The sequence below is a fragment of the Paenibacillus sp. JT31N17 genome (assembly GCF_056269255.1).
Map to the genome: position 1 here is coordinate 92,655 of NZ_JBWDNP010000005.1, position 12,804 is coordinate 105,458.

General features: G+C 49.7%; 8 protein-coding genes. All 8 read right to left on the reverse strand.

The genetic code is table 11. From position 1 onward, the window contains the following. Window positions 1-31: 31 nt before the first annotated feature. Window positions 32-430 carry a glycosyltransferase family A protein gene (locus AC0YOB_RS18265; RefSeq protein ID WP_475793998.1) on the reverse strand — a complete coding sequence of 133 codons (399 nt, stop codon included), beginning with the start codon at window positions 428-430 and terminating at the stop codon, window positions 32-34. A gap of 170 nt (window positions 431-600) precedes the next feature. After that, the gene (locus AC0YOB_RS18270; RefSeq protein ID WP_210039016.1) at window positions 601-1,329 is read right to left on the reverse strand and encodes a response regulator; all 729 of its coding nucleotides are present in this window, start codon (window positions 1,327-1,329) and stop codon (window positions 601-603) included. Between the two features lie 7 nt (window positions 1,330-1,336). Next, window positions 1,337-2,497, reverse strand: a complete 1,161-nt coding sequence (locus tag AC0YOB_RS18275; RefSeq protein WP_210039017.1) for a sensor histidine kinase — start codon at window positions 2,495-2,497, stop codon at window positions 1,337-1,339. Window positions 2,498-2,570: 73 nt separating this feature from the next. Beyond that, on the reverse strand, window positions 2,571-5,291 hold the full coding sequence (locus tag AC0YOB_RS18280) for a stalk domain-containing protein (RefSeq protein WP_475793999.1): 2,721 nt from the start codon (window positions 5,289-5,291) through the stop codon (window positions 2,571-2,573). A gap of 186 nt (window positions 5,292-5,477) precedes the next feature. Then, the gene (locus AC0YOB_RS18285; RefSeq protein WP_475794000.1) at window positions 5,478-9,791 is read right to left on the reverse strand and encodes an Ig-like domain-containing protein; all 4,314 of its coding nucleotides are present in this window, start codon (window positions 9,789-9,791) and stop codon (window positions 5,478-5,480) included. A 333-nt stretch (window positions 9,792-10,124) separates the two neighbouring features. Further along, window positions 10,125-11,327, reverse strand: coding sequence for a methionine adenosyltransferase (gene metK / locus AC0YOB_RS18290; protein ID WP_475788771.1), 1,203 nt, complete (start codon window positions 11,325-11,327; stop codon window positions 10,125-10,127). Window positions 11,328-11,764: 437 nt separating this feature from the next. After that, window positions 11,765-12,049: a small, acid-soluble spore protein, alpha/beta type gene (locus AC0YOB_RS18295; protein ID WP_475794001.1), complete on the reverse strand. Its 285-nt coding sequence runs from the start codon at window positions 12,047-12,049 to the stop codon at window positions 11,765-11,767. 99 nt (window positions 12,050-12,148) lie between these two features. Beyond that, complete coding sequence (locus AC0YOB_RS18300) at window positions 12,149-12,697, reverse strand: hypothetical protein (RefSeq protein ID WP_475794002.1); 549 nt, start codon at window positions 12,695-12,697, stop codon at window positions 12,149-12,151. Between the last annotated feature and the right edge of the window lie 107 nt (window positions 12,698-12,804).

Here is a 12,804-nt window from a genome sequence, read left to right on the forward strand (position 1 = left end):
ATGAATGGTTCTTTTCTTGTCCTCCAGGCAGTCATAGAGGAAGCTTCAACAGCTCCGCAGGTTTTCCCAGATCCACGAGCACCTGCTCTCCTTCATATGGTTCATCGTCCGATACGCCACTGGTGACGGCAGGCTGCAACCCGGCAGCTATGTCCACCTTCATCCCGCTTCTTGCAAATCTCCCCGCAATCTGCATGGTATCGTCTTCGCTTCCCTGATTGATCACTGTAACCTTTACTTCTTCTCCTGTCCGGTGGGATAGCCGGCGGATTGACCGCATATACCATTCCATCATATGCTGCTCATTCCGGGCGAGCAGGACATAATGCCGCTCTGCTCGTCTCCTTTTCCTCGTGTAGACATAGGCCAGATGCACAGCAGCTGCCGCCAAGGCGTAACAACCGATGATTCCAAGCAAAATCGGGATCAAGGCGGCCACCTCCTTTTTGTGACATCATATGCCGCCAGCAGCCTATAAGTGCGGGACACCAACGGACAAGTCGCACAAAAAGGCCTCTGTACGGGATAGCTGATAAGAAAATGAAAAAAAGCTTCCGCCAGATGCGGAAGCTCTTCTTCTTTGTATGTAAAACGTTAATGCTAGAGGGTCACCCAGCCGAACTTGATAGAGTTAATAACCGCTTGCGTCCGGTCATCAACCTCCATTTTTTGCAAAATGCTGCTGACATGGTTTTTGACCGTCTTTTCACTGATAAACAAATATTCGCCGATCATTTTATTGCTTTTGCCCTCAGCCATCAAGCGAAGCACTTCCGCTTCACGGCGAGTCAGCGGATTATTCTCGCTGGGGACAAATTTCACACCGGCCTCACGGCTTGCCGCAGCGCCCGAAGTCGAACCGATTTCGTCCAGATAAGTCATCCTGCGCAGCTGATTGATCAGCTTGCCCGTCACTTTGGGATGAATGTATGCATAGCCGCTCACGACAGAGCGAATCGCATTCGCTAAGGCCTCCGCCTCCATGTCCTTAAGCAAATAACCGGATGCTCCCTTGCGAAGGGTCTCGAACACGTAGCTCTCATCATCATGAATGGATAAAATAATAACCTTCACATCGGGAAAAATGTCGCGCAGCCGCTCGGTTGCGACAACACCGTTCTCAATGGGCATATTGATATCCATCAACACAACTTCCGGCTTGTTCTCGTTGCAGAACTCCAGCACCTGTATACCATCGTTGCATTCGCCAATGACTTCCAAATCATCTTCCATATTAAGGATCCGCTTGAGTCCCTCGCGGAATAGTTGATGATCGTCTGCAATTAATACTTTAATCTTGCGTTTGGCAGTCGTTGCTCTTTGATCCATCGTCAGTTTACTCCTTTCTTTGCTCCGCGTTGATAGGGATATGAATCGTAATTCTTGTTCCCTCGTTGATTGCCGATTCGATCTCCATCCTCCCTTCCAACAGTTCCACTCTTTCACGCATTCCGATCAAACCGAAATGTGCGTTGTCCTTGGTCCGGGATTCAATCAGATCGACATGGAAACCGACGCCATTATCCTTAACGACAATCTTCACCATCTGTGCCTGAAACGTAAATTCAAGCGCGACGAAAGTAGGGTTTGCATGCTTGAAAGCATTGCTATAGGCTTCCTGAACAAGCCGGTACATGCCTGCTTCCATAGCGGAGGGCAATCGCATTTCCTTTCCGATTGTGTCGAATATCGTCCGAATCTTGGTCTTCTCCTCAAAATCCTGGACATACTTGCGAAGGGTCGGGATAAGTCCCAGGTCATCCAAGGCCATAGGGCGCAGATTAAAGATGATTTTACGGATCTCCTCAATTCCCGAGCGAACCTGTCCCTTCAAGTCTATTAATTCTTCTTGTACTAATTGAAATTCCTGCTTTCCCAGCATTCTTTCCGCAATTTCCGTCCTAAGAACTATATTTGCGAGTGATTGTGCGGGACCATCATGAATTTCCCGGGCGATCCGTTTGCGCTCTTCTTCCTGGGCCAAAATAATCTTCAGCCCGATCTGTTGGCGATTTTTGGCGGATTCCAGGATCCGGGTCACCTGATTCAGATCGCCGGACAGATACTCGAGGACGACATTGATCTGGGATCCGATCGATTCGGCCCGTTCAACAGACCGCTCGACATTGCGAACCCGCTTTTGCAAATCATCGCGACGCGCCTTCAAGTAGCTTTCTTTCTCCCGAAAAACCATAAGATCCAGCTGTAATTGGGTAGCCTTCTCATAGGCAATCTTAATGTCCTGCTCTTTAAACCTCACAAAATCACGGCTTACTTCCGTAAGCCGGATCCGAGCCCGACGATAGTCGAGCTCCAGCTTGTCCACTTTATCAATAATTTCAGCTGCTTCTTTAATGACCTGGGTAAGCTCCTGGCCGAGCGAAAAAAGCTCTTTGCGCGCGGATTCGCAAATTTCGTAAATTTGGTATTTACTGTCTTCCATCACAAGAACGGCGTTTTTGATCACGCGATCGATATCGTTAATGCGATAATCCACGTTAGACTCGGCCCACTTTCTTAAAAAATATCTACTTTCTATCATAGCACACAATTACACAAACGCGTCACTATCATTCGACGGTAATCGTGCCCATTTTGCCATCCCAATTTACGGTAAGTCCTAGTTGTTCCGACACAAGGCGGATTGGGACCAAGGTCCGACCTGACCGGGTAATTGGGGCTACTTCAGATTCCTTAAGCAGTCCGTTTAGCAGGAATTCCTCGCGTCCGATCCACATTTCCATCAGCTTGTCTCCGCGAAGGACGGACACCCGTTTATTCGCAGGCTCCCACACAACCTGTGCCCCCATCGCTTCGGTAACAAAGCGGAGCGGCAAATACGTGGTGCCTTTAATTACCAGAGGAGCCACATCCAGCTTCATCGCCACTCCTCCAACCTTCGCCGACTTGGAGCCGACCACCAGCTGGATTGTGGTGCGGGGGGGCTCCGCAACCAGTGCCGCATATTGGAAGCTTATATTATCGAGCGCTACAGATCCCGCCAGTGCCCGTTCATCCTGGCCATCCTCGAGTGAGGCCATATATATCCGTTTAAGCTTCACGGGGTACGCCATCTCGTCAGCCGGAAGATTGACTTTGAGCTGCTTCCAGCCTGTCCAGTCCACCTGTTTGGCAAGTGTCACTAGATGCGCTTTGCCCGTGTTATCAATGAATTCAGCGCGAAGCCAGTTCAGGCTGTTGTCGCCAAGGACATCCAAGGTAATGGCAGATGGTTTGCCCTCCAATGCCTTGCCGGTCGTGTTGAAGACGGCGTAGGCTGCTTTCGTGCCGCTGCCCCCTGTGAAATCATAAGTGAGCTGCAGCGCCTTCGATGCCGCATTTTCGGACAATCCGGCAACCAGGGTCGCAGACCCCACTACACCATTCGTATTGGAGAAGGAGATTGGGTAGGTCGTCTGCTCGAAATCCTCAAATTTCTTATCCGCTCCGGCAGCCAGAACCGCTACCGAGGAGAAGCCGTCATAACGGGCGATCACATAACCTGCCTTGGCGCCTTCATCAATCGAATTTATGGTGAGTGTACCGTCACTAATGGTGCCTTTGAAGCCGTGGAGCTCCCACTTGATAGAGGAAGCGGGCACCGTCAATTTACGACCGTCCTTAAGGACTGCCTCTACGGAAATCGTGCCGGTCTTGCCCTGCTCCAGGACCGGCGAACTCACATCGACGCTCATCTGGGCAAGCTGATCGCCGCCGACAATTTCCACTGGAAGCTCGTCGCTGCCGCTGCCGGATTTGACGGTTAATATTGTTTTTCCCGCTTTTTGAGCTGTATACGTATTTCCCGAGAATGTACCCAGCGTATTGGATGACCTCCAGGTCGGCGTCAGCGTTCCGGGATCGATCGGATTATAGTAGGTATCGTAAGCTTTCATCTCATAGGTAGCCTGCTGACCGATAAAGAGGACGCCGCTCCCGCTTGCTTTGATTCCTTTCACCTGTCCCTGCGGGGCTGTCGTAAATACACCCAAGCCGCTTGGAATCAGGCGCTGCACGGTGCCATATTCCGTAGGGAATGTGAGCCCTGCACTGAATTCACCGAGGGGCCGTGTGATCATCGTGGTCGATCCTCCGCCGTCCAGATTCACGCCCCGCCACACACCAAGCTGAACCATCAGCTTCTGAAGCTCGGCAATCGTGACACCTTCACTGTTATCGCTGTCTTCAACGGTGATGATATATACCTTGGTGCCATCCTTGCTGTATCCAACGGCAGTTCGCGCACGATCGCCTGTGCCGCTGATCCCGCTGATGCTTCTGGAGTAAGCTGACGCTTTGCCTTCATCAACCAGGATCGTATGTCCGCCAACCAGCATTTGCAGAGAACCCGGATCATATGTTTTCCCCGTTGTTTGCGAGACAAGGCCGTAAATGGAAGTAACGGGCTGACCTACTTGCAGATGATCGCGCACAAAATCTGCCGCTTTACCGTGCGTCCGCAAAATATAGCCATTGGCCGGTGGAGTCCCCGGAATCATTGAATTCTCGGCAATTTGAGTGACAACATTGTCCACTACCAGAACTTCCGTCGGTGTTGTGGAGCTCTCTTTGGCATCAGGGCGGGGAGCCGTCCAGGCACTTGTGTAGATATACATCGCATTCGCATGGCTGTATGTATTCTCCGGTTCGATCGTATAAGAGGCTTTATTGATGCCGGCAAGCGGAAATACCGTACCATCCGCCGCGGTTACCGTTCCGTTGAAGTCAAACAGGTCAATCATCGGCTTCCGGTCGGCAGTCACCGCGAAGGCGTACATCCCCTTTAGCTTGGAGGGGCTTGCTACCAATGTGCCTCCGAGGACTTCAGCCCCCATGGGCACCCCTTTTCCCGACGTGTTGAAATAGTCCGCGTTCACGCCTGCAACAGCGCCGCTGTTCTTGACCATGTTTCCGGTCGAGGCATAGCCGGTAATCGCACCTGTCTTGCCGTTCATGACATCCAGTTTCACATTGGGATTGGTCAAATCCACCTCTATGACATGGACATTGGACTGCTCGGCGCCCGAGCCTGTTTTATTTGCCCATTTGTAATCCACACGCTTCGCACCGGAGGTGATCATCTCCTCGTAGACACGCACCAGCTGCTCCTGCGTGCTCTGAGAGGCATTGGCGGACTTTGTATCGGTGGCGGCAGAGGCAACCGTTGGAATTGCTATAGAGAGCGGCTGAGCGAGTATAGATACACCCAACGTTAAGATAAGTACCTGTTTTTTCGTCAAATTCCGTGTGTTCACGACATTTTTCTTTTTTATTCTATCAAGTTTGCGCATTTCTCCTGCAACTCTCCCATCATAAAAGTCTATTAGCTATAGACTATTACTAGTTGGAAAAAGTTACGCTTGATAGAAGAGTCCTATCAGCGGACGAAGAACGAAAAGAAAAAGCTATCCGATTCTGGCTCTCGAATAGCTTCTCAGCGTTTTCATAGTATCTCTATTATGGTAGAGAGGGTTGGATCAAAGATCCAGGAACTCGGCGTAATCCAGCAGACGCTTAACCATAACGGTCGCTTGCGCCCGTGTCGCGTTGGATTTGCCGCCAAAGCTTGTGGATGACATGCCGTTGATGATGCTTGCCTGAACGGCCTTGGCCACATCGCTTTGTGCCCAGGTGCCGATTTTGTTGGCATCGCTGAATTTCTTCAGCACGGCCGACACATCCTGCGAAAGAACCACCTGTACGCCGGCCGTATTGGATGCCCGGATCATCATCGAAGCCATCTGCTCCCGGGTCACCGGACTGTTTGGCATGAAGGTGCCATCCGGCATGCCCAGTATAATTCCGGCGTTCGCCGCTGCGCCGATATACGCCGCCAGTATCGAGGACGTGTTGACATCCTTGAACTTGGAGGCTCCCTGCTTAACGCCGGACAGACCCAGACCTTTGACGATAAGAACCGCAAACTCTCCACGGGTGATTGATTTATCCGGAGTAAAGGTAGTAAGAGATGTCCCTTCAACCACATATTTATTCGCCATCAGCAGAATATCGTTTTGTGCCCAATGCTTGTTGATGTCTGAGAAACCGACCGAGCCTTTTACTACAGTAAAAGCACCGTTGCTTCTGCTCTTGAAGGTTACTGTAGATTGCCCATTTTCACTGGTTACTCTGGTAGGTACATAAGACAGCTTATTCGTTACCGGATCCATCCAGACAACAGCCACTTCGTGTCCGTTCAACGGCATGGTTGATTTCAAGGTCCGGGTTACATAACCGTTCAAGCCGTCCACCTTTTTCGTCAGGGCTCCATTGGCAACCGTAAGATCGAAGTTGACCGGACTTATCATCATCTGGGCCTTGCCCGCATTTAACGCTGTGGTAAGGGGCGAAGCCATGTTTGTGGCACTGGTATCGATGGATATGACAAGCTGTCCTGCAGCACCCGCTGCATTCAGCAATTTTCCCAGCTCTGTTAAATCCAGTGCACTAAGTGGAATCTCGTAGGCTGCGCCTTTATATACGACTGCGACAGAAGCGTTGGAGGCAGCTTTTTTGGCTTCCTCCAATCCTCCCAGCGGCACGGAAACCATGGCGGCATTCTCGCTGTCCGGAACAACGAACACGACTCTTGGCGCCATTCCGCTGACTGTCCGTATCGTGGAGAAGGCTCTCGTAATCTTCTCCGATGTGATGGTATAAAGATGGGTTGATTGCCCGGCAGGAGAAACAGCGGTTGTGACGGCGGCGGCAGATGTCTTGATGGCTATTCCGCCGCCCTGGGCTTCTTCGAAATCCCCTGACGTATTATCCGCCCAGGTTGTCTGGTTCGCCGCATTGATATCTGTAAACGATACTGCTTCCACACCGGAGGAGGAACGCAGTATCGTTCCCGTGGCTGTATAGCTTACCGTTATCGTATCGCCGATGGCCACAGGCGTGAACAGCGTAAGTGTAACAGCGGCGCCGTTTATTGCAATTGAAGATACCGGACGAGTCGTATTATTCACTTTAACCGTAAATTGAGTGGATGAAGGAAGATAGGACGCATTCAGCGTTGTCGAAAAGGTGACCGTGATCGTGCTTGCTTTGGCTAATACTCCACTAAGAGATATGGAGGCAGCCGATGACCCATTCCCTCCATTTGCAAGCTGTCCATTGAAGATGGCAGCAGCATTTCCGCTCATATCGGTTAATGCCGGTGAGCCCCCGGAGTAAGATACATTCACATTGTCCGTTGTCTCCGTCGCAGAAGCCAAGGTGAGAACGACCTGAGGCCCTGAGATGTTGATTGACGTTACCGCGCGCGCTATCCCGTTAACCAGGACTTTAAAAGCGCTTGTCGGCGGCTTCATTGCCGGGTTCATGGTCTCATTGTAGGTCAGAGTTACGAGATTACCCGCAGCAGCTGTACTCTGCAGAACCGGAGGAAGGGTATCCTGCCCGTTCTGAATATAGAAGCTGCTAAAGGAAGGAACAGCATTCCCCGCCAAATCCTTCAACGCATAGGTTGAAGCGTAATAAGACAAAGTTACAGTCTCCGTGCTCGCTGCCGGACTGCCGTTAAACGTGATAAATACAATATTGCCGCTTCCTGATACCTGTGTAACCGTACGTGTAGAGCTTCCAATGGCTGCCGAGAACTGGCTGTAGGCGCCCGCATTAACAGCAGCCAGGTTCTCGCTGAAGGTCAGAATAATCGTGTTGCCGTTAATTGTACCGCTGAGCTGTCTGGGCACGGTTGTGTCGGGATTATTGGAAACATCCCGGCCTGAGAAATTCGCAGCAGCTGTGCCGCCTGTAGATTTAATCGGCCTCTCGCCTGCCGAATACGATACTTTGATCAGCTGGCCGGAGGCCAGTGTCCCCTGCAGGGTCAGCACGACCGTCTGGCCGCTGACCTGTACATTCGTCACCGGTCTGGAAGCCGCGTTAACGGTAACATAGAAGTTGGCTGGAACGGGTACTGAGTTTGGATCAAGTGTATTATTGAAGGTGAGCACGATCTGATTTGTACCCAGCACCTCCGCTTTTGATACAGAGGGAGCGCCTGTAGAGGAGCTGGCTGTTTTGAATGTCCACTGATACTGATTCAGGATCCCGTCAAATTTATTTCCCGCCAAATCCGTAACCGTATCGCTTGCAATCTCCACAAAATAGTTTGTGTTAGCGGTCATTGCGCTCTCTGGCGCTATAATCAGCTTCCGATTGTTTTGCGGATCAACGGATAGTTTCGTGGTTACCGTGTTTTCGTTGGTGCTGCCCGAATTGCGTTTTATCTTGACCGACGGAGCTGATCCGAGTTGAATCGGCTCGCTGAAGAGCAGCTCGAGATTTACGCCAGACAAAGCTACAGCGGATTCATTATTAGCAGGAAGAAGGGTGACGATCGAAGGCTTCTCCGTATCCTGCGTCACGATAAATTGCCAATCGGTTGTTCCGCTTATTCCGGTAAAATAATTGCCTTTCAAATCGCGAAGCGCCTGTCCGCCTATTTGCACATAATAAGAAGTATTATTTACAAAAACAAGACTCGTATCCTTAACCGTGATCTTCGACGTTCCTCCACCACTGACTTTATCTGAAGTAACCGGGATTGTTGCAAACACTGCATTGTTGGCTGCATTCTTGATGATGATGCTGCCCGAACCCTGATAGACCGGCTCACTAAAGTTCATTTCCATGTCCAGCGTGGTCGTTGTCTGCGTATTGAGCGGCTTCCGGTCTCCAACCAGCGTTGGCGGTGTCGTATCATTGCCGGCATCCGTTGTAAAGTTCCAGACTGACGCATCCGAAATGCCTTCATAAAGAAGTCCCGGATTACCGGCGTCCTTAAAGGCGCCGGAATCGATCAGCACATAATAGCCGGAGCTGCCCAAGAGATCCTCCTGCGGATTAATTGTCACCGAGCCGCCGCTGACGCTTACCAGTGACGAATTGACGCTGATCGTTTGAACCGTGCTGTTATCTGAGATTTTGTTGATTCTGATATTTCCCGTATTCGCGGCCACGTTGACAGGAAAATTCATGATCAGATTACTTGCAATTCCAACAGAAAATGCGTTGTCAGCAGGCTGCAGAGAAGGGACTCCGAGAGGCGGCGCCGTCGTTGTAAATCGCCATTGTCCCGAGCTGACGCCCGCAAAACTATTGCCTGACGCGTCTTGAAAAGCCCCCCCTGGAATGGTCACTTCATATGTGCTGCTGGGCCGCAGCGTAGTGCCAAGCTGTACAGTAATATTCGGGGACGCGCTTCCTGTAACGCTGCCCGAAACAACACCAATCGATTGACTGTCTCCGGATTGGTTGACATTGCTGATTTGAATATTGCCACTGGCCGCATAAACAGCCTTATTGAAGGATAATACAAGCGTTGTACCAATACTTGCAGATGCGCCATTTCCAGGGGATAAATTCGTTAGGACCGGAGGCGATGTATCTACTGTTGAAATTGTTGTGAAATTCCAGGCGGCTGTGCTTGTAAGTCCTGCAAAATTGGCATTATTGCCTTCATTCCGGAAGGCTCCTGCGTCAATATACACATAATAGCTCATATTTGCCTCGAAGGATTTGCTTGGTGTTATGGTGACGACATTTCTGGACGCCCCTATTTGCACATGGCTGTCCGAAGATACGATATACGATTCAAAAAGCGTATTATCACTAAGTTTGCGAATCGATATGGCAGCCGATCCCGTTCCTTTTGCCACATTCTCATCAAAGATCAATACCAATTTTTCGCTCAACTGTACATTGGTTGCTCCGGCTGAAGGAGACTTACTCAGTACTTCCGGCCCTCCGGATGCGGCTGAGGCTGCGGATGGACCAGCCATAACCGCTCCAAATCCGATTTGTACAACGAATATTATTACAGTTAAACAAAATAGCCAGCTACGATTTCGGACCAACTTTACCACTCCCCAATAGAAGACACTCGTATTATCTTTTTCGGTCAAGTACACCTTGAAATGAAGACTTTTAATGATTTTCAAGAATAAAGAGACTATCCTCGCCTGCGGCAATCATCATGTTGTTCGAATCCAGCCCTTCAAAAAATCGATATGCCAATAAGTCGACAGTAAAAAACCGCCCCCTGCAATAAGGAGCGGCTTGTATTTGATCGATTATTTATTAAAGATTGCAGATTGGTCCGGGAGGATAAAGATTTAAGCCAATCCATCAGCTTTAAGCTGCTCAGCTTTGTCTACATTCTCCCACGGCAGCTCGATATCTGTACGGCCAAAATGACCGTAAGCAGCCGTTTTACCATAAATAGGACGACGAAGATCAAGCATTTTGATAATGCCTGCCGGACGAAGATCAAAATTCTTCTTGATGACTTCAACCAGCTTTTCTTCGCTGACTTTACCTGTTCCATAAGTATCCACATTGATGGATACCGGATTGGCCACGCCGATAGCATAGGCGAGTTGAATCTCGCATTTGTCCGCAAGTCCTGCAGCAACGAGATTCTTCGCTACATAACGAGCGGCGTAAGCTGCGGAACGGTCAACCTTTGTCGGATCCTTACCGGAGAATGCCCCGCCGCCGTGACGAGCGTAACCGCCATACGTATCCACGATTATTTTGCGGCCTGTCAGACCGGCATCCCCTTGAGGACCGCCAATAACGAAACGGCCTGTCGGATTGATAAAATATTTGGTTTCTTCATCCAGCCACTCCACCGGCACAACCGGCTTGATGACATGCTCGCGGATATCGGATTGAATTTGCTCGAGCGAAATTTCCTCGGCATGCTGTGTCGAGACAACGATGGTATCCACCCGTTTCGGCTTGCCATCCACATATTCGATGGTAACCTGAGTTTTGCCGTCCGGACGCAGGTAGTCCAGTTTGCCATTCTTGCGCACTTCGGACAATTGACGGGCTATCCGGTGCGACAAGGCGATCGGAAGCGGCATCAGTTCCGGAGTTTCGTTAGTTGCAAAACCGAACATCAAGCCTTGATCGCCTGCGCCGATATCTTCGTTCTCCAAAAGCATATCCTTGCCGTCGCGCGACTCCAGCGCAGCGTTGACGCCTTGGGCAATGTCTGCGGATTGCTCGTTGAGCGAGGTTAATACAGCGCATGTGCTGGCATCAAAACCATATTTGGCACGCGTATATCCGATATCTTTGATCGTACGGCGTACGATAGCCGGAATATCAACATAATCCGCCCTGCTGCTGATTTCACCAATTACAAGTACCAAACCGGTTGCAACCGAAACCTCACAAGCTACGCGGGCATAAGGATCTACCTCCAGAAAAGCATCCAATACCGCATCCGAGATTTGATCGCAAATTTTATCGGGATGTCCTTCTGTAACGGATTCCGATGTAAACAAATGACTGCCTTTAAGCGACATTCAATATCAACCTCCTGTAACATAATTAAGTTAAGTATCCATTCGAAGAAATGTTATCGATATGCGAAAAACCGCTGACGCGGATTTAGAATCGCGCATGGCTGAAATGTTCAATTTCTTCTTTCAAAATATGAAAAAGTATAAATGACTACTTTATTATATTTTGAATAAAACAGCAGTCGAATCGAGATTATAAAGAAATCAAGGTCACGTCAAATCTAACGTTGAACGTCCCGATTTAAGAAGAAATGGCTATCGGCACCATACTTCATAAGACCATCTTTCTCTAAATACTCAGAGAAAAGCCAAATGAAAATCCACACTTTCCTTTGGTTCAAAAAATGAACCTTTTCCAAGTGGAAAAGGTCTGGAATGACAAGTCTCTAGAACAGTATGATACCGAAACTGTCGCTTTGTGTCAATGGTTGTAAGTTTATTTACAATCCGTTCAGAGCTTGCTCTGCCTTCTGAATGAGCTGGCGGGTCATCGAGCCTCCAACCGATCCGGCGTCCCTGGTAGCCAGCTGTGACCAAGGCACACTTTCTGAAGACGATGCCTGGCCGATACCGCCTAACTCGGTTGCAAACTCGGTATGACCCAAGCGATCCGCCGAAAGCAGGCCTGTCGTTAATCCCAGCTCAGCTGCTATTTCATATTTCATTTGTTCAAGAGCAGCTCTGCTTTCCTTTACCAACACTTTATTAGAAGAACGTTTTGCCATCGTCTAAGCACCTCCAAAGTTTTAAAAAAGGATATGGCTTTATTGTGCCTTCATCCTTAAGCTTTGACGCGCTAAACAATTTGTCAGGACTTGCAAATGTTACTTGCCTTGGTTGTCCAGCACCTTGATTTCGTAGCCGCCCATTACCATGACCGTGAGGCTGTATTTTTGACCTGGCTCAGGCAGTATGCCCCGTCCGCCGCGCGGAAACATAATAAGATGATTGTTAAGTACACGGCTGCCGCTCTTTATGTCTGCTCCGTCCGTCACATCAGCGATACCATTCGAATCAGGACTGTAAGCGATCGCTTTACCGGCCCGCACAACCATCTGTGCGCCATCCTTGGCGATGAGTGTTTTTCCGACAGGAACCGTAACAATATTGGTTGTGTTATTGTCTTCTCCCAGTGCCTGTTCCTCCGGAACTGGCTTATCCTCTGAAGCGGTGCCGCCACTATTTGTACTCCCGCCGCTTAATGCGGCGATTCTCTGATCCACATAGCTTTTTGTTACTACCGGATCATCCACACTGCCAGGTGTAACCGCAGTCACATCTCCCTCTGCCAATGACGGCCACTGAAAGCCCGCCCATAACCCGGCACCAATTACAACGGCTGCCGCTGTTAGTTTCCATCCTTTGTATCGCAATATCATTAATCTCCTTTCTACATGAATGTCCCCAGTACCAGTTGCATTTACAATAAATCATCTCAATTATTCTCATTTTATCAACATCCGTGCTGCAACTAAGCTTG